Raw genomic sequence first — 18,296 nt, 5'->3', positions numbered from 1 at the left:
GAGTGGCGCCAGCGCGCCAGCCGAGTGCTCGGGAAGGACGCGAACGGCTGGGCGCGCACGCTCACCGCATCCACCGCGCAGGTGCCGCGGCGGGTGCTGCGCGCCGATGATGTGCCGCTGGATGTGGTGCGCGAGGTCGGGCAGACCGTGATGGAGACGGTCGGTGAGAAGCGTTCGACCTGGACCCGCTGGAACCTGCACGCCGAAGCGTCCCGGCAGTTGATGGGGTGGCGGTTCGCCAGCATCCAGGATCGGGAGGCGATCACCGGCCTCGTGGTCGATGCCGCCGAGCACGCTTCGCTGCGGCTGACGCCGCCGGAGCTGGCGTCGAGCCCGTTGCAGTTCCGCCGCGTGGACGGCACCTCTCGGTTCCGGCCGCACGCCTCGACCCTGTTCTCGTCCGAAGTCCTGCTGGCCGCCGAAGACCGACTCCTGGCGCGCGCCGCCGCGACGGCGGGGCCGGTGGTGTCGTTGGAGACGGTCGAGAGGATCGCCCGCAAGCCCGACGCACGCGGCCGAGTGCTTGGTGAGGATCAGGCCGCGGCCCTGGCCGCGATCGCGGTCTCCGGGCGGGTCGTGGACGTTCTGGTCGGCCCCGCCGGGGCCGGGAAGACGACGGCGATGAACGGGCTCCGCAGGGCGTGGGAGAAGGAGCACGGCACAGGGTCGGTGATCGGGCTCGCCCCCTCGGCGGTCGCCGCGCAGGTCCTCGCCGATGATCTCGGCATCGCGACGGAGAACACGGCGAAGTGGTGGCAGAACCACATCATGTACGGAGCCACGTTCACGGCCGGGCAGCTCCTCATCATCGACGAAGCCTCACTGGCCGGCACGATATCGTTGGATCGGCTCACCCATGAAGCCGAGAAGACCGGCGCGAAAGTCCTCCTGGTCGGCGACTGGGGCCAACTCCAATCACCGGGCGCCGGCGGCAGCTTCGCCATGCTCGTGCACGCCCGCGACGACGCCCCGGAGCTGACCGATCTGCACCGCTTCACGAACGAGTGGGAGAAGACCACCTCGCTCCAGCTCCGCCACGGCCGCGCCGACGCGATCGACACCCTGATCGAGCACGGCCGGATCACCGGGGGCGACGAGGAAGCGATGATCGACGCCGCCTACACCGCATGGCGGGCCGATCTTGCCGCCGGGCGCGCATCGATCCTGGTCACCGAGACCCAGGCAACCGTCACCGAACTGAACGCCAGAGCGCGAGCGGATCGGATCATCGACGGCACCGTGAACCCCACCCGCGAACTCGCCCTGCACGACGGCACCGCGGTCTCGGAGGGCGATCTGGTCATCACCCGCGAGAACGACCGGCGGCTCCGCAACGGCCGAACCTGGGTTCGCAACGGCTCCCGGTGGATCGTCACCGAGGTTCGGGAGGACGGTTCGGTCAGCATCCGCCCGGCCGGGCGCAGGTTCGGCGGTGGGATCGTCCTGCCGGCCGACTATGTGGCCGACCACCTGGAGCTCGGCTATGCGATCACCGCGCCCAGGGCGTGACCACCGCCACCGCGCACGCGGTCGCCACCGCCACCACAACGCGGGAGAACTTCTACGTCTCCATGACCCGCGGCGCCCACAGCAACCACGCCTACGTCGCCGTCGACCGAGAGGACGCCGAACACGCGGTGCCGCATCCCGGCGACAACCCGAACGTCACCGCCCGCTCGATCCTCTACGGCGTCCTGCAGCACATCGCTGCGGAGCTGTCCGCGCACGAGACGATCACCGCCGAGCAAGACCGCTGGGGCTCTATCGCGCAGCTCGCGGCCGAGTACGACACGATCGCGCATGCCGCGCAGCACGACCGCTGGGCCACCCTCCTGCAAGCCTCCGGGCTCACCGGCGAGCAGATCGAAGACGTGCTCGCCTCCGACGCCTACGGCGCGCTGTCGGCCGAGCTGCGTCACGCGGAAGCCAACCACCACGACCTCGACGCGCTGCTCCCGCGGCTGGTCGCCGCGCGGAGCCTGGACGATGCTGACGACATCGCCTCCGTCCTCCACGCGCGCGTCGCGCGCGCCACCGCTCGGCCCGCCGGCTCAGGCCGCACCCGCAAGCCCCCGAGGCTGATCGTCGGACTGATCCCGCACGCCGGCGGACAGATGGCAGACGACATGCGGCAAGCACTGAACGAGCGCCGCGAGCTGATCGAGGCCCGCGCCGACGCCGTGCTCCGCGGCTCCCTCACCGATGAGGAACCGTGGACGGCCGACCTCGGCACGGCACCGGGGGGCGAGAAACAACAGGCGGCATGGTGGCGTGCCGCCCGCACCGTCGCCGCCTACCGTGACCGCTACGGCATCACCGACGACCGGACCCCACTCGGCCCGACGCCGGAGAGCACCAGCCAGAAGATCGACGCCATCCGCGCCCGCGCCGCCCTCAACCGCGCTCAGGCGATCGCCCACGAAGGCGCGACGGCTGATCCGGTGCGGCCAGCGGCCGCACCGCGTCCCGCACCGAGCTTGTGAGACCCGACCAGCGACAGGCCGACCGTCAGAGAGAACGTCCCGTCGTGCCCGGCGACGGGCGCCGGTGGCCGAACTCGCGTCCGACCTCGGGCCGCGTCACCGCCCGGTCCGGGCTCCTGTCGGCGTCGAGCAGGTCGATCACGTTGCCGGTATGCGTCACGAGGGAAGCGAAGCCTTGCTTGATGAGTTCGTTCGGCCCGGCACTTGCGACGCTGGTCACGGGGCCAGGCACCGCGCCGACGCCCCGGCCGAGTTCGCGCGCGGCGATAACTGTGGTCATCGACCCGGATCGAGGACCGGCCTCGGGGATCACGGTCGCACCCGAGAGTGCCGCCAGCAGGCGGTTGCGAGCCAGGAACCTGTGTCTGGTCGGGGTCGCGCCCGGCGGCAGCTCGCTCACCAGCAGCCCGACATCCCCAATGCGACCCAGCAGCTCGCTGTGCCCGGCATAGTAGGGACGATCCAGCCCGCCTGCCAAGACAGCTATCGTGTGTCCGCTCGCGGCGAGCCCGCTCTTGTGTGCGGCTCCTTCGATCCCGTAGGCGCCACCGGAGACGACGACCCGTTCCTCATCGGCCAGCCCCGTCGCCAGCTCACCCGCGATCTGCTCGCCGTAGGCGGTCGCGGCGCGAGAGCCGGTGATCGTTGCCCGATCGCTCAGCGCCGTCGTCAGGAACGAGACCGCGCCGCGCGTCCACAGCAGGTACGGGGCGCGCTCGCCCAGGTCGCTCAGCCCGGCGGGCCATTCCTTGTCGGCCGGGATGAGCGTGCCGAACCCGTGCCGCTCCACCCCGGCGATCTGATCCAGCAGGCCGGGCGTGACCCGCGGCGTCAGTCGTTCGCGCCACATCAGCACGTCGGCGCGGGCCAGGCCGGGCACCTCGTCGTCGGACTCGATCAGCCGCAGCGTCTCGATCCCGCCGTGATGGGCGAGGACCTACCCGGTGGTCGGGTCGTTCGGTTCGGCGATCATCGACAACGCGATTCGCGCCATCCGCTCGCCCTGCACCTGCTCCGTCAACCTCGCCATGATCGGTGTCCTCTCGCTCCCAGGTCACCGGCGAGGTACACGCTCATCTGCCGAGAGGTTCCCTCTGTCACAAGTCAGTCGTAGACTCGGGAGCGAGGCAGGTTCAGCAAACTACGCGGGTCCTTCGGGACGGCCCCTCGCGGGCACTCGGTTCATAGCCGCCTCCACGACGGACACCCGTCGCGCTATGACGAGGAAAAGAGGCCCGCAATGCTCCGCTCATCTATCGCACTCAGCGCACGAGGCTACGGCGCACTCCGCTACGCGCCCACCAACCTGCTGCTCAACGCCATCCGCACCAGACGCGGCCTGAAATGGGGCATTCCCGCGATGCTGCTCGCCGGGGTCTACTTCTACGCCGCCGCGATCTGCACCACGATCATCAACGACGGAGGCCCGGCTGGCTCCACCTGCTGATCCTGCTGTTCGTCTGGAACGCCTTCAAGTTCCTCTGGATCGGACCAGTCAGCCTTCTACTCATGGCCGGTCGAACCGCTCGCGCGCGGAGAACGCACGCCTGAACCACAAGCGACGGTGGCGCGTCTCCGGCCATTGCCGGCCCCCTCGTGACAACCTAGACACACGTAGGAGCCGGAGGTAAGCACCGACAGGAGGCATGATGCGGCGCGTGAGAGTTGGTCAGCACGACGTCGGCGTTTCAGAGGTGCTTTCGTCCTACTGGCACTTCGCGGCCGAACGGCAGCACGTGTACCATGCGAGGCTACGCGGCGAACCTGGCCCATGGACCGATGACGTAGTCCTGTCCAGGTATCGCTTCACTAACGCCTACCGCGCCGCCGACCGCGTATCACAAGATCTAATACGTATCGCCTACGAGGGACCCCAGGACCCCGAAAACCTCGTCTTACGCGTTCTACTGTTTCGGTTCTTCAACAAACCATCGACATGGGAAGCGTTGGAATCAAGATTCGGTCAGATCACAACATCCACATTCGATGTCGATGCCTACAGCAAGGTTCTCGACGCAAGAATTGCTAGCGGCGAGAGAGTTTACTCTGCGGCGTATATTGTTCCGCCCCCGCCGTTCGGCGCGGTTCGGAAACATCGCAACCATCTGCTGCTGACCGAACACATGATCCGTTCCGGGGTTGCCACGCAGATCGAGCACGCTAGGTCTCTTAGCCAGGTCTTTGAGACGATTTCGACGTTTCCTTCACTCGGTCCCTTCCTCTCTTATCAACTGGCGATCGACCTCAACTACACCTCGGTGATCGACTTCGATGAGAACGACTTTGTCGTGCCTGGACCGGGCGCGCGCAGTGGTATCGCGAAGTGCTTCCCGCAGCTCAATGGTGTACCTCCCGAAGACATCATCCGATGGATGGTCGACACGCAACAGGAGCAGTTCGAAGATCAAGGCATCGATTTTGACGATCTATTCGGTAGAGCTTTGACGCTCATTGACTGCCAGAACCTGTTTTGCGAAACCGACAAGTACGCGCGAGTAATGCACCCCAATGTGCGTGGAGTCGGAAGCCGCAACAGGATCAAACAGCAGTTCGCACCGCAGGGCCCGCCAGTAAGGCCGTTCTTCCCCCCAAAGTGGGGCATCAACCAGCGGGTCGCTGGCCGTTCGAACGCGCTCGCATCAGCTACCTAGCGCGTCGGGCTCAATGCTGCAACCGTTGAGTTCGTTCGAGATACTCGCGCGCGGCGGCGGCAAGCCGGCTGTCTCCAAGTTCAACTAGCTTGTCGTCTAGGACGCTGGGTTCGGCTCCACTTTGCGCGGACCAATATAGATCGATCATTCGAATGTATGCGAGCAGGAGCGGGTCGGTGAGGTTGCAGTCGAGCGCCGCGAGGTCTTGGCCAGAGCGGATGCCGGCCTCCAGACGCATCCACTCGGCCCACGCCGCGGGGGCGTCCTCCCAATCTGTGTCGAATTGCGGCTGCCCTGTCGCGTCGGACGCCGCCGGGCTCGGCTGACTGGCTAGAAGTCGTGAAGCCCGGTCGAAGTGGCGCTCGTAGAGATGCAGGGAAGAGCTAAAGAAGACCAGTCGCCCAGGCATACATCGGAGCCACCGCGACATCACTTCAAGCAGTAGTGTCCACTCGAAAGCGTTGATGCCTGAAAATCCCCACCATATGTCAGTGCTGCGGGCAGCCACGTGAAGGTCGAGATGCCCATCCCTCATGAGGAAGTGAAGCCAGTTGTTGCATGGGATATCTCGACTCTCCACGAAGTCGCGATCGGGATCGTAGATGCTCGCGACGGCACGCCGCGAGAGCGGGTCTCTCCGGAGAATCTTCACAATCTCCGCGAGTTGATCCACGCCGTTCCAGCTTCGGAGCCGGAGGCCGTACCCAGCACGCCACGTCAGGCCATCATCCGAGAAGTCGACCGCGCGCTCTAAATAGGCACTGAGAAAGCTCAAGTCGTTTCGGCCCGCCAACACCCACATGCTCTCCGCTATCGAGGCAAAAACGTTGTTGTTTCGGTGGGGGAGCACAACGTGGCGAGACCGAATGTCAGACACCTCGATGAGTCGCGCCCGCAGCTCCCGGGTCCGCTCTCCGCGGACCTCAACAAGTTCTCCAGAGTCAACAACGGCATGCAACTCGGCTAAGAACGCCTGCTCCACATCTCGATAGACGGCCACCGCGCCTCATCGATTCTCAACTCGGGCAGCAAGTCCGCGATTCAGAAGCGTCTCAGTCACAAACGAGTGTGTCTCTTCTTCGCTCGCTACCGGGACGACAAGTGCGGACTCGGCATACTCGTCCAAGAGTGCTCGGTAGCCATCCTGTACGCCCGGAGCGTTGTTCGGGTCGAGGTGGTGGGGTTCGAGGAAAACGAACACAATAGACGGCGTGATCGGCGACCAGATCGTGTCGATGAGCTCCTTGAAGCTCGACTCAGGGAGTCCTGACTGCTTCACTGATCCGCCGTACCAGCCGTAAGCGAGGGTGGACCACCACCAACGATCCAGAATCAAAGATCGCGTCTCCGCAGCTCGCTTGAGATCAGGCACCGACTCCGCATGGCACGCGAGATGCGCTAGCTGCTGGGCGAGGCCTGACTTGGGCTTCTCGTCAGCGGTCTCGCCTTCCAGCGCTCTGTACACACGCTCGGTGAACGTAGTGAAGCCGCTTGGCATGTGAGCGAACACCGTGGACTCCGCGTCGAGCGAGCCACGGAGGCGGTTCAACTGAGTCGACTTACCAGTCTGATCGAGGCCCTCGAACACGATGACCGCACCGCGACGGATGGTGAAATCAGTCTTGGCCATCACCAGCTCCTTCGCTCAGCCCAGCGTGGCTCCCGGGATGTGTCAGAGGTCACCCCTAGCATCAAGCTATGCGACAGAACCGGGATCACGAGGGAGGCGCAGCGGCGCGTCGCCTTGGCGACCCGTGGCGCGAGCTCGCTGATGCTGGCCGCGGCTACCTGTCTGTCTACTTCTCTGAGCCCCTCGCCCGATGGCCAGTTCGCGAGATCACCCGACGTGCGGATAACAAGAGCGACCCAAACATCGAGACCGGAACATACGGCCTGTTCTCCACCTGTGAGCCGTCCATGCGAAATCGGATCGTTCTCGATGGTGCGGCCACCATCTTCTTCCTCACGACACGCAAGCCGCACCAGGGGAGAGTGATCTCCGGGTACTACCACGTTGGCTGGTACACGGAAGGCACCCAGGGTGCGGTCAACCGCGACTACGCCCTCGCTGCCGACAAGATGCACTTCATAGACCCCATCCTCGCGAGCGATCTGGCAGAGCCGTTGGCAGCGATCGGTTCTACGCAGTTCCGCACGATGAAACCGATCGATGTTGAGACTGTGGCGACTCTTCGCCGGATATGCGACGAGCGCCCTGACCGCACAGCCGAATACTTGGGGGAAGTCGAGCGAATCGAAGCGTTCGCGCGTGCTCGATCAGGCTACGCGTATCCGTCGTGGGGGCGAGAGGCCGGATTTAGCTGGGCAGACGCCCCCGAGTACTACCAGACAGACGCTGAGCTCTCGAAGGTGCCCAACAGTTCCAGGAACCGCAAGTGGCGATGCCGAGAGTGCGGATATGTCATCAAGAGCGGCGCACTGCTGAAGAAGTGTCCGTTGTGCAAGCAGATGGCAACGCTCGCTCCCGCCGAGGAGGGCGCATGACCCGTCGAGTCTTTATCAGCTACCAGCATGCCGATCAGATGAAAGCCCGTGGCTTGAACCTGATGACATACAACAAGAACGTCAACGTTGACTTCACGGGACGGCACCTGCTCGACCCGGTGAAGAGCCAGGACGCGGATTACATCAGCCGAAAGATCAAGGAGCGGATCAAAGGGTCATCGGCCACAATCGTTCTCATCGGGAAGGAGACATCCCAAAGTGAGTGGGTCGAGAAAGAGATCCAGTGGAGTAAGGAACAGGGAAAGGGCATCATTGGCATTCGTATCGATCCCGACGCCCCAGTCCCCGAAGGGCTGACTGAGTACGGCGCTGAAATTCTCGACTGGAACACTCCAGCAGATGTAAACCAGTTTGACGATGCCATCGAGCGAGCAATCGCAGCGACGAGCCGCGGTAGGTCGATGCCCACAAACACGATGAGTACATGCACGCGATGAGCAGCCACAACAATTCCCGCGGGCCACGGAAAATCACGTTGCCCGGTATCCACGATGCGGCAAGCGAAGCGTCAGGGCGCGGACAAACAGCGTACGTCCGGCTAAGCGCCTCCCGGCTAGTTGCGCTTCTGATCGCAACGCTCGCAGCTGCGCTTGGCATCGCCATCGGAAGTTTCGACTTCTCTGGCCTTGTAGTGCTTCTGGCGTTCGTAGTAGCCGCACTAGCCGAGTTGGCTTTGATCCGATTTCAGCCCGAACGCGACTGGTACGCTGGACGCGCGGTCGCCGAGTCCACCAAGACACTCGCGTGGCGGTTCGCCGTCCAGGGAGAGCCTTTCGGTCCGACTCTCACTGAACAAGAGGCTGAGGCACTGCTTCGAACCCGAGTCAGCGAAGTCTTGCAACGTGGCAAGGACCGAATCAACGTTGGTCCTGGCGATGCGGTGCTCACAGAGAGCATGCTCGATCTCCGTCGGTCTCCATTCTCCGAACGCAGAGACGCTTATCTCGAACAAAGGACAGAAGAACAGCGCGCCTGGTACTCGTCCAACGCCCGGAAGAACGAGGTCCGCGCTACGGCGTGGCGTTATGCGCTTCTTCTTGGTGAGTTGCTGGCAATCGTAGCTGCTGCTCTTTCCCTAGGTCGTGACGAGCCGTTCGACTTCGCCGGCATCGTCGCTGCGTTCGTTGCAGGAGGAGCCGCCTGGCTGGCGATCAAGCAACACTCCCAGCTGACCTCCGCGTACAGGGTGGCGGCAGGTGAACTGGCCGTTCAAGCAGATGTTCTCCGCGGGGTGAGCGCTGAGGACTGGCCGCAGGCAGTGGCGGATGCTGAGGAAGCGATCAGTCGTGAGCACACAATGTGGCTGGCTACCCGCGGCGAGGAGCCGTTGCCGCCTCCCCACATGAGCAAGGCTTGACAGAGACTTCGGGCGCCTCTCTTAGCCTGCGGCGAGGCGTTCGAAAGCGGGGCGGGACGGTTCGAGGACCCGCACGCGCCGGTCTTCCCGGCTCTTGGTCGGTTTGGTGCAAGCCTCCTTTGCCGGGGCATACCTGCCGGAAGACCACGACGAGATGCTTGTCGAATCGGACATTCCCGACCTGCAGCCCTGATGTCTCGGGTGAATGTGCGACGATGAGTGGAGTGCTGCGAGCATGACGAAGTCGCTGTAGGGCTGGCCGAAATCTCCGTAGGATTTCAGTGGTCTACAGATGAGTCGGGCGCCGCGGTGGTCAGTGGAGGCCACGCCTAAAGCGCTCGGCGTCATCCTCATTGCGCCGTGCGTCGCTGTCGTACGAGGCGGCGACTCGCCGGAATAGAGCGGCCGTTCTAGGCGCGGTGTCAGCGAGCGCCTCTGCTTTGGCTCGGTAGTCGGCGGAAAGTTGGAACTCTTGACCCCCACCGTCTTCCAGGCCACGGCTTGTGATGCCGCGACTGTTCACGACGTGCAGATAGAGCCCCGTTTCGATGTGCTCGAGCTGCACGTCTTCTAGAAGGTCCCGAACAACGACGCCCGGCCATGTGCCGTCCGGGTCCGGCGGGGTGTGCCCAAGAACCTGTCCGAACTGTTGCAGGCCGACTTCTGTCCGACCATGTTCTGCCAGGAGCTCCATCGCCCCGTCGAGCCAGGATCGAAGCACTTTGGCATCCATGGAGCCGTCTACGAGCCCGGGCGGCGAATCCCATGCATTGAGCAGGCGGTAGGCGTTGGACGCCATCGATGCGTCGTGTTGTTCGTCGTCAGCCTGGCCCTCAACTCCCTCTTTGTCCTCCGCGCCTGGTCGAGCACGAAACACGAGACAGACCATTCCGACGAACTCGGATGGGTCAGCAGCCAAACTCTCGGACAGCGCTGGGATCTTCGCGTCATAGCCCAGCGCAGGAAGGTACGCCCACTGGAGGCGGACAAGGTCGCCGGGCTCAAGATGGTCGCGCATGGCTTCGAGGTAAGCGAAAAGCCGTTGGAAGTCGTAGGTCCGCAAGCCGCGCGCGGCGGCAGATTGGGCCTGATCCGCCAACAGTCCGTCGAGCGCTCGCACGATGAGCTTTGCGCCCTCCGGGCGTGGCCCATCCTTCTCCGTGTGGGAGTACATGCTCATGAGGTGCAGGACGTCGGCATGGCGGCCGGCAAGGATCAACCGGTCGGCGACTTCGTCGAGCCTGTCGAAGTCGTGACCCAATCCGAGCGGCTGAAACGCCATCCAGTAACGAGTCTCAAGTTCCTGATCCGCAGCCGCTAGTGCCCACACTTCCGTGAGGTTTTCTCGTGCAACTAGGAGAAGTCGGGCCCTCTGCTCGATAGTAAGGTCGTCCCGTGCGAGGAGGCCTGTTATGAGGTCGAACCCGTCGAGCGCGTAGCGGGCCGAGAAGTACGACATTGCGGTCTCGGCGAGATTGTCTGGGCCCTCGATCGCCAACCAGCCAAGGAGTTCTGAGTCATACGACGATCCAAGGTGCGCAAGGGAGATGCCGACGGCCCCGTGCACGGTCGCATCTCGTGCCAACTTGATGATGGCGTCGAACCCGCCTTCGGCTTCGATCTCCTTGATCGCTTCCACGCGCAGGCGCCCAAGTTCGCGTTCAAAGCCTTCGTAGTCATCCAATTGTCGAGCGCCGATGTGCGGTGTGTATGACTGGAACAGTCCGACTAGTCGGAGATAGGCAGACTCGGGCTGATACCTAGTCGCTAGCGAGTCGAGCTTGGCCAGCTCCTCTTCTGGCAGCGACCAAGCGGCATCCGTGAACTCTCGATGACGCCCAATGAGGTCGATCAGCGATCGCCACACTGAATATCTGAAGTCAGACGCGAGATCAGCCTGATCGGCGATCGAATCGAGTGCCCCAACGACACGCTCCCGATCCGCTGGCGCCATGGCTGACGTACGGTCGAGGATCGTTGCCCACCGCTCAGCATCTGCGCCTGCGTCCTCGATGGAGCGCTCGACTGCCGCGGTAGTCATCTTCCATATCTCGCCATATGTAACGGACTGCTTGTTCGGCCTCCACGTCCGGAAGACGGGCGCGCTGATCGGAAAGTGAACCCCGCTATGGCCCTCGGGAAGCATGCTGCATTCCAACTTCCACGCGGCGTCAGGATGCCGACGGCGCAACGAGTCGAGCACCGCGATGCGTCGGTCGGGATCGACAGACGCGTCCGGATGCCACGGTCGGTAGATCGCAGCTAGCGACGCTGCCGGGCGGTTCGACATTCGGCCGCCAGGATCGATCTCGTCGAGACGCGCAAGGAGAGCGACCGCGCGCCCGAAGTAGTCGGTGCACCAGGACAGACACTCAAGAGCCCACAGCAGATTGGTGTGAGGAGTGCCGCCAGAGAAGAGGCCAGACTCATCGGTGCTGTCTTGGAACATTGTCGCCAACAACGGCTCCTCGCCCGTAGCCGCCACGCTCACAGCATCGAGAAACGCCTCTGGCCCAGCCTCAGCTAGCAGCGGCAAGATGTCGGCGAGTGATTGCCAGGCACGTCCTGTGGGGTCTGCCGATGCCCACTCCAGCAGCTTCCGGACCAGATAATTGGCGACCCCTGCACCCGATCCTCCACCCGACCAGGTCACGGTCCCGCCGTACACGCCCAACAGGGCTAGCGACTGAGCGAGTCCGTGACGGAGATCGCCTGAGTAGCGTCGGGTCTTGCCGTCGATCGATGCTCGCCAGCGCTGGTCGCGCGGCAGGTCAAGGGCTGGGTCCCCCTCGGCCAAGACCATCTCTACAACACTCTCGAAGCGCTGCATGTCGTCGGACGTCAGCTTTGACACCAACAGCATACACGCATCTACGGCTGAGACGAGATGCCATGCGCCGTCGGTCCGGATCGCCAGAGGATCGGTGGGATTATCGACGATCCCTGTAATCGAATCCCTGAACGTCTCGTAGTCGACCCCGGTCAACGTCTCGATTATCGAACGATCACCTGCTGCGTTGTCTCTCCACGAGCCAGCCAAGAGGATCGATCGGAAGTTCCGTGAGGGAGTTGTGTCAGCCCACGCCGGCCGATGGAGTGCGGCCTGCACGGCGATGTTTCGACGCAAGGCGGTCAAGCTGCGACGTCCGAGTCTGCCGAGCGTGTCGGCCCTCTCGCTGTCCGCGATCCCTGCGGCCTTCAGCGCGTCTGCCAACTCGGAGGGGTCCAACGGCGGAAGTATGACGTCAGCGCCTTCCTCGGCGACGACCGGCACGCAGAAACTGTGGACCGTTCCGGTTGGAATCTCGCTCACCAGTTCGGGCGTGCGAGGGACCAGGACGAGCGGCTGAGACGATGCGGCCAATTGCCTCCATGTGGATAGGTCGTCAACGAATGCCAGCCGAGCAAGCATCTGTCCCTTGCCCTGCTCGTCGCGATTCACGGCGACCGCAGCAACGAAGGCGCAGACCTCTTCCACTGACGCGCCAGCCACCGTGGTAATCGACGCGGACGTCGCCGCTCGGTCTTCAACCTCCCGTGCGGCATCCGTCCGGCCCGCGAGCACGGCTTTCGAGGTCAATGCCGGATTCGTTTGCGCCGCCCAGTCGCGCCACCACGTAAATCCGGTTCGGAGGCCGCGCGGCGAGAGACCTAGTTCCTCGGAAAGCCATGCCCACGTGATTGGCGCTGCTTCAAGCCACGTCTCAATGTCATCTAGGCCCAGTGCCCTAACGTCCCTCCAGACGTCGTCGCCACGCTTACCCCTCGCCCAAGATGCGCGGGCAGTCCACGGCCGCAAGATCACTTCCACGTATGTGCAGTCTCCGGTGGCGGTGCCATCCGGGGTGGCGGCGCGCTTGACGTAGTCCTCATCCGCCTTCGTGTTTGGGCTCGAGTTGACTGACAACTCCCAGACGGAGAGGCCTTCAGGAACCCACGCGGTGGCGTCCGTCGTGCGGATGGAACCATCCCAATCGCCCGCCGCGACGCCCTCGCCAGCGGGCATACCGAGTTCCAGCAGACCCGGGGTGGTCTCGAGGACGAGACGCCGCACCAGTCGCGGAAACTCGGACTGCGCTGAGCGCGTGTCTGCCCAGTTCTGCAGCTTGCTGCGATCGACGTATCCAGGTCGAGTCACGGTTGGCCCGACCGTTCAAGTTCAACTCCATCCATGCAACTAGGCTAGTGTCGCGCGTCTGAATCTCGTTTACGGGTGGCGTGGGGCAGGATTTCGTCGGCGGTCTTGGTCCAGGTGAAGGGGTGGCTGCGGTCGTTCCAGCCGTCGATGAAGGCCCGGATGGCGGTCACCAACTGGGCGACGCTGTCGAAGCTGCCGCGGCGGATGGCTTGTCGGGTGATGATCCCGAAGAACACCTCGACCAGGTTCAGCCACGAGCCCGAGGTGGGGGTGAAGTGCAGCGTGATGCGCGGGTTCTTGGCCAGCCAGGCTTGGATCTCGGCGTGTTTGTGGGTGTGGTAGTTGTCCACGACGACGTGCAGTTGGCGGCGCGGGTAGGCCTTGGCGACCTTACGCAGGAAGGCACCGAACTCGGCCTTGCCGTGCCGGTCGTAACACTCGTCGACGACCCGGCCGGTGGCGATCTCCAGCGCGGCGAACAGGGTCGTGGTGCCGTTGCGTTTGTAGTCGTGGGTGGCCTTCTCCGGCAGGCCGGGGCGGACCGGCAGGATCGGCGCGGTCCGGTTCAGCGCCTGGATCTGACTTTTCTCGTCCACGCACAGCACGATCGCGTTCGTCGGCGGGTTCAGATACAGCCCGACGACGTCACGGACTTTGGCCTCCAGTTCGGGGTCGGTGGAGAACTTGAACGTCTCGGTCCGCCACGGCTTGATCCCGTACTTCCTCCACGCCCGCGCGACCGTCGCATCCCCGACCCCGAGCTGGCTGGCGAGTAGCCGGGTCGACCAGTGCGTCACCGCCAACGTTGCCGGTGGCGGCTCCAGCGTGGCGGCCAGAATCGCCGCGTCATCGACCGTCTTCGGCCGCCCTGAGCGCGGCTCGTCATCCAGGCCCGCGATCCCAGACTCAGCGAACCGGTCACGCCACTTGATCACCGTCGGCCGCGACACCCCCAGCTGGCCGGCCACCGCAGTCGTCCCGGCACCGGCAGCCGAGGCCAACACGATCCGGGCCCGTTCCGCATGCCCCGCCGACACCGTTGAGGAACGTGTCCACGACTCCAGAATCAGCCGATCCGCATCGGTGATCTCCACAGTTGATGATGGCATGCCCCATCATCCCACACCGTCAATGAACTAATGACGCACGACACTAGATGGCCTCGAAGACCAGGCCCAGGAACTGAAGGAGCCTGATCGATGTACCTGACTGCGCAGCGTGCACTCACGTCAGAGCGGGCGGTTCGATCCGCACCGTTCTGAGCGGTTTGCTCAGATCGCTCATGAAGCGGACATCGATCGTCTGCGTAGCTGCTGCCTGCCGCGGGGACCAGAAGGGGACCAGAATCATGCAAACCATGCATGTCGTGGCGTGTTCTGCACGCTCAGATCCCCGGAAACATGCGGGTTTTAGTCCCAGCGAGGCTGTTCGGACGCCTGGGGGTCAAGGGGTTTACCCCGCTCTGGTCGGCCCGAACAACTGAAAATCCATGCCACGGGCTGTGGCGCAGCTTGGTAGCGCACCTGACTGGGGGTCAGGGGGTCGCAGGTTCAAATCCTGTCAGCCCGACGGGTGTAATGCCTTGTGAAAGTCGTGTTAAGGGTCTGTACGCGGCCCGTGTGTAACGTACGTGGAACAGGTCAAGGCGCTGGCGTCACGTGAACCCAGGCCAGCTCCTCGTTCAACTTCCCCACGTCGATACGAATGCTGGTCTCATCCGTCGGAGGCGCCAGCGCTTGGGTCGTGTCGCCTTCGGGTCAGGGATGTCCATGAAGAGCACTCCAGCACTCTTGACCTCGCGCCAAGCCGAGCTTCCGGCCCAGTTCTTCGGTGCGCACCACCTCCTTGCGCGCGCCTCATAGGCCAAGAGCCAGTCTTCACTCTGCAAGGCGTCGGCGGCCTCGGCTCGTTTCACAACAGCATCAAGGTTGGTGCACGAGAGCTGGAGCCAGACCGAGTCCTTGAGCGCTGCCCACGCGAGGAGATTGCTGTGCGCGCCAAGCTGAACCTTGCTGGATATGTCTCGTCGTTCGGCCGTGCTTGCTTGAGGGCGCCGCAAACATTCGCGAAGGCCAAGCTAGTGAAGATCGGCGGGAGCTCATTGGGGAAGTACCCAACGCCCACGGCGCGGACGAGATCCATGGGTCACAGTATCTCGAACGCTCCGTCTTGGTTCGATGACGCGACGGGGACCGCCGACTGGAGACGGCCTCGCGGGGTAGCCGCTCCGGAGATGAGGACGATTTGGCGCGTTCGTGTGAGCGGCAACGCAGACGTTCCGGTGGCCAGGCCGATGTCGCCGCCGAGGAGCAACGAGGGGCCGAGGTCAGCCGGACGTCCCCTCGACTGCGTCCGGACCGCCTGCCCGCAGGCCGGCGAGCCACGCCTTCAGGAGTCCTTCGTGGGCTCCCCGCCATGCGAGCCTCAACGCAGGGTGAACTTGCTTTGCCACCTGGTGGACCCGCAGGGCCCGGTCGGGGATGAAGCAAGCGATGCCTCGACGGCCGAGTCGGTGTGCGCCGGCCAGCTCATGGTCGAAGTCGGTGGCCGCCATGGCGCGTTCGTCGTCCCAGGTCTCGTCGCCGTAGATGCCCTCCGAGGCCGCGCGCAGCACAGTGAGGAGATCGTCGGCATCCTTGGTTTCGGCGGGGTGGCGTCCGGCGAACGCGATGAGCTTCAGCACGGCCATGAGTTCGAGGGGAGCGACGGGCAGCAGTCTTCCGGACGGCAGAGTGACGAGATCCGCGTTGGCGGCTGCTTCGGCGCAGCCGAGAACGCTGAGGCTGGACTCGTGGATAACGACGTCCCCCTCGCGTTCCAGCTCGCCGAATGGCACCACGTCGACTTGCTGCCCGAGCAGCCTCCTGCGCTGCCAGGCTCGAGTCGGCTCGCCAATGGTCGCCAGCAGCGCGTCGAAGTCGCCAGCGTCGTGGGCGGCCACTGCGATGTCGACGTCGTTGGTTGCTCGTCGGGGGAGCGTGACTCCTCCGAGGATGAGTGCAAGGTCGCGGGCGGTGGCGCCGATGAGTACCCACCGCCCGGGAGGCCCGAGAGCGTCGACGAGGGCATCCAGCAGCTCGCCGGGAACGGGCAGGTCGCGCTCAGCCAAGGGTGCGAAGGTGCGCATCGTTCCTCCTGAGATTGGCGGCCATATCAAGGGAGCGGGCGTCGCCCTCGCGAAGCAGGTCCCCGTAGATCAGGACTGATGGCACCAAGCCGGGTTGCGACGCGGGCAGGCCGTCTCCCCAGAAGCGCTCACGCACCTCGACGCGGAACGGAGTGGGGTCGGTCGTCAGGCGCAGCAGAGTCACGGCGGGGCCGAGAGTGGCGGCGTAGACGATGCCGTCAGTGGCGCGAACGTGATCGTCCAGGACCGCAGCCGCGGCGATTCCGCCCAGGAGAACGACGTCCTGGGCATCAGCTCGCACCTTGTCTGGCCAACGCTCATCGGCCGCGTACAGGGCTCGAGGCGCGAGCGGACGCACGGCTTGCCTTCGATAGGACTCTGCCCACGTGTCGAGCAGCCGGCCGGGGTGGTGAAGTCGGTCGTCCAGGAGAAGCCCGGCATCAGTGAGCTGGGCAAGGGTGCTGTGGACCGTGCCGATCGAGGCTCTCGCGACCTTCGCCAGGGCGCGAACTGGGCTGGCCGCCAGATCGGGGTTGGCCAGGAGCGCGAACGCCACCCGGTGGCTGGCGCGGTTGAGTGCCAGGGCGCCCGGAGCCCGTTTCGCTTGGGGCTGCAGGCCTGTCACCTTGGCGTGCGTGTCTCTGCGGACGGGCTTGTCGGTCTGGGCGAACAGCACGGTGCGCCCGTCCAGCGAGAGGTGAGCGTTGCCCTGATCGTCCAGGAAGCTGGCGCCTGCGTCAGCCAGGCGGTGGAGGGTGGCGTCGTCGAAGCCGCTACTCACCAGCAGGGGCAGCCATCCGGGCTCGTCGTCGGGCGTCTTCGGGTTGCGGCCGACGGGGAGGACCTGAACCCGATGCAGCGCAGACCCATGGCGTAGGACGAGCCGGCGGCCGCCGGAAGGCTGCACCGACAACACGGTGACGTCCTTCATTCCTGCGCGCACCAGACCCTGTTGGACGAGGCGTGCCAACGCCTCGCCTTGCGTGTTCAAAAGGCCCATCTGTTCAATATAGCTGAACAACCCCTCTTCTTGAACAGAGATGCGCGCGGCGCTCACCACCGGCGGTAGCGATCCTCCGGCCGATTGGTTGGGATCGCGGGGAACAGCTTGTCGAGATCGGAGACTCGGACGCGGATGAGCTTGTACCCGAGCTTCACGGCTGGCAGGTCGCCCGAGGAGATCCGGCAGCGCAGGGTGCAGGTGCTGACCGCATAGATCTTGGCGGCCTCACACAGGGACACCCACTCGGTCTCGACTCGGGAGTGTTCTGGTTGATGGACATGTCGGTTCCTTCCTGGGGTTGGTGCCCGGCGAGCGCCGAGCAGCGGGGGATCAGATGCTGATTCCTGGGCTGTGTCGCGGAGTGTGATCGTGCAGGTCGCGGTGCGGGTCGTGCCGGGCGGCTGTGGAGTGACGGTCTCCCAGACCTGGTTCAGCCACGGTTCGAGCCGGTAGCGCAGGGCATCGGCCTTGTGGTCGTCGGGCAGCGCACGGCCGGTTGCTGCCTGGACGTGCGCCCGGAGCCGGGTCCCGTCAGGGTCCGCTTCGGCGCACTCTCGGGCGACTCGGATGGTGGCTGGGTCCTCGATGGTGGTCGGCGCGGCCTCATGGATCCAGCCGAGCCATTTGAGCACCGGCTCGGCCTCGCCGGCGATGAGGCCGTCCAGTCGGTGCTGGGTTCGGGCCTCAACGAGGTGGTGTTGGACGGGTCCGGTGGGGTGGAGGTCGTTGTCGGGGACTTGGTGAGCGGCGCGCCACAGCTCGATCTGAGCGACAATCTCAGGCGACGGCGGTTCCACCAGCGCTCGCGCCCAGCCGGGGGTGTGGTCGGCTTGCTGGGCATCGGTGCGGACGTCGGCGGCCAACCCCTCGACCAGTTCGTAGCGGGCGTCCAGGTAGTAGCCCACTCGGGATCGGCGATCGCCTTGGGAACGGGCGGGAGCCATGGGAGCGGTGGCGGTCACGGTCGCGGGCCGCGACCGCCACCACCCGCTGCGGGGTGTGTGCGTGCAC

At 64.8% G+C, this 18,296-nt stretch carries 15 protein-coding genes and 1 tRNA gene; 8 read left to right on the top strand and 8 right to left on the bottom strand.

Annotation, left to right across the window (positions count from 1 at the left end; translation table 11 throughout):
• Positions 1–150 precede the first annotated feature (150 nt).
• Positions 151–1,509: an AAA family ATPase gene (locus MPLG2_RS19355; RefSeq protein ID WP_408632060.1), complete on the top strand. Its 1,359-nt coding sequence runs from the start codon at positions 151–153 to the stop codon at positions 1,507–1,509.
• The gene (locus MPLG2_RS19350) at positions 1,506–2,483 is read left to right on the top strand and encodes a hypothetical protein (protein ID WP_231935866.1); all 978 of its coding nucleotides are present in this window, start codon (positions 1,506–1,508) and stop codon (positions 2,481–2,483) included. Before MPLG2_RS19355 ends, MPLG2_RS19350 begins: the two co-directional genes overlap by 4 nt.
• Positions 2,484–2,508: 25 nt before the next feature.
• On the opposite strand, the gene MPLG2_RS06355 is transcribed toward MPLG2_RS19350, so the two are convergent.
• On the bottom strand, positions 2,509–3,363 hold the full coding sequence (locus MPLG2_RS06355; protein WP_197710108.1) for a DNA-processing protein DprA: 855 nt from the start codon (positions 3,361–3,363) through the stop codon (positions 2,509–2,511).
• 360 nt (positions 3,364–3,723) lie between these two features.
• Between MPLG2_RS06355 and MPLG2_RS06350 the strand changes: the two genes are divergently transcribed.
• Together MPLG2_RS06350 and MPLG2_RS18345 are read left to right on the top strand one after the other, a co-directional pair.
• Complete coding sequence (locus MPLG2_RS06350; RefSeq protein WP_197710107.1) at positions 3,724–3,930, top strand: hypothetical protein; 207 nt, start codon at positions 3,724–3,726, stop codon at positions 3,928–3,930.
• A 211-nt stretch (positions 3,931–4,141) separates the two neighbouring features.
• Positions 4,142–5,134, top strand: a complete 993-nt coding sequence (locus tag MPLG2_RS18345; protein ID WP_197710106.1) for a nucleotide kinase domain-containing protein — start codon at positions 4,142–4,144, stop codon at positions 5,132–5,134.
• A 10-nt stretch (positions 5,135–5,144) separates the two neighbouring features.
• Here the strand turns inward: MPLG2_RS18345 and MPLG2_RS06340 are convergent, their stop codons facing one another.
• Together MPLG2_RS06340 and MPLG2_RS06335 are read right to left on the bottom strand one after the other, a co-directional pair.
• On the bottom strand, positions 5,145–6,134 hold the full coding sequence (locus MPLG2_RS06340) for a thymidylate synthase (protein ID WP_105185405.1): 990 nt from the start codon (positions 6,132–6,134) through the stop codon (positions 5,145–5,147).
• Positions 6,135–6,140: 6 nt separating this feature from the next.
• Entirely contained in the window at positions 6,141–6,764 is a 624-nt protein-coding gene (locus tag MPLG2_RS06335; protein WP_105185404.1) for a dTMP kinase, read from the bottom strand.
• 68 nt (positions 6,765–6,832) lie between these two features.
• Here MPLG2_RS06335 and MPLG2_RS18340 point away from each other — a divergent pair, with 68 nt between their 5' ends.
• Genes MPLG2_RS18340 through MPLG2_RS06325 form a run of 3 tightly spaced genes read left to right on the top strand, consistent with a single transcriptional unit; the run spans position 6,833 to position 9,017 of the window.
• Positions 6,833–7,639 carry a rubredoxin-like domain-containing protein gene (locus MPLG2_RS18340; RefSeq protein WP_158680920.1) on the top strand — a complete coding sequence of 269 codons (807 nt, stop codon included), beginning with the start codon at positions 6,833–6,835 and terminating at the stop codon, positions 7,637–7,639.
• The gene (locus tag MPLG2_RS06330; RefSeq protein ID WP_158680919.1) at positions 7,636–8,097 is read left to right on the top strand and encodes a TIR domain-containing protein; all 462 of its coding nucleotides are present in this window, start codon (positions 7,636–7,638) and stop codon (positions 8,095–8,097) included. The genes MPLG2_RS18340 and MPLG2_RS06330 overlap by 4 nt, the downstream gene beginning before the upstream one ends.
• Positions 8,085–9,017 carry a DUF4231 domain-containing protein gene (locus tag MPLG2_RS06325; protein ID WP_105185402.1) on the top strand — a complete coding sequence of 311 codons (933 nt, stop codon included), beginning with the start codon at positions 8,085–8,087 and terminating at the stop codon, positions 9,015–9,017. The genes MPLG2_RS06330 and MPLG2_RS06325 overlap by 13 nt, the downstream gene beginning before the upstream one ends.
• Before the next feature lie 313 nt (positions 9,018–9,330).
• Here MPLG2_RS06325 and MPLG2_RS06315 read toward each other — a convergent pair whose 3' ends face one another.
• The gene (locus MPLG2_RS06315; protein ID WP_105185401.1) at positions 9,331–13,071 is read right to left on the bottom strand and encodes a hypothetical protein; all 3,741 of its coding nucleotides are present in this window, start codon (positions 13,069–13,071) and stop codon (positions 9,331–9,333) included.
• Positions 13,072–13,199: 128 nt separating this feature from the next.
• Positions 13,200–14,264 carry an IS630 family transposase gene (locus MPLG2_RS06310; RefSeq protein WP_105184737.1) on the bottom strand — a complete coding sequence of 355 codons (1,065 nt, stop codon included), beginning with the start codon at positions 14,262–14,264 and terminating at the stop codon, positions 13,200–13,202.
• Between the two features lie 386 nt (positions 14,265–14,650).
• Between MPLG2_RS06310 and MPLG2_RS06305 the strand changes: the two genes are divergently transcribed.
• Positions 14,651–14,724, top strand: a tRNA-Pro gene (locus MPLG2_RS06305).
• A gap of 757 nt (positions 14,725–15,481) precedes the next feature.
• Here MPLG2_RS06305 and MPLG2_RS06300 read toward each other — a convergent pair.
• Genes MPLG2_RS06300 through MPLG2_RS18970 form a run of 3 tightly spaced genes read right to left on the bottom strand, consistent with a single transcriptional unit; the run spans position 15,482 to position 18,148 of the window.
• Positions 15,482–16,282, bottom strand: a complete 801-nt coding sequence (locus tag MPLG2_RS06300) for a hypothetical protein (protein WP_105185400.1) — start codon at positions 16,280–16,282, stop codon at positions 15,482–15,484.
• Positions 16,257–17,339 (bottom strand): type IV toxin-antitoxin system AbiEi family antitoxin, encoded by a 1,083-nt coding sequence (locus MPLG2_RS06295; RefSeq protein ID WP_158680918.1) that lies wholly within the window; start codon positions 17,337–17,339, stop codon positions 16,257–16,259. The genes MPLG2_RS06300 and MPLG2_RS06295 overlap by 26 nt, the downstream gene beginning before the upstream one ends.
• A complete protein-coding gene (locus tag MPLG2_RS18970; RefSeq protein WP_197710105.1) occupies positions 17,336–18,148 on the bottom strand; it encodes a helix-turn-helix domain-containing protein in 813 nt (270 codons plus the stop codon). The genes MPLG2_RS06295 and MPLG2_RS18970 overlap by 4 nt, the downstream gene beginning before the upstream one ends.
• Between the last annotated feature and the right edge of the window lie 148 nt (positions 18,149–18,296).

This window comes from Micropruina glycogenica, assembly GCF_900289045.1.
Classification (GTDB): domain Bacteria; phylum Actinomycetota; class Actinomycetes; order Propionibacteriales; family Propionibacteriaceae; genus Micropruina; species Micropruina glycogenica.
This window is presented reverse-complemented; position numbering and strand designations above follow the sequence as displayed.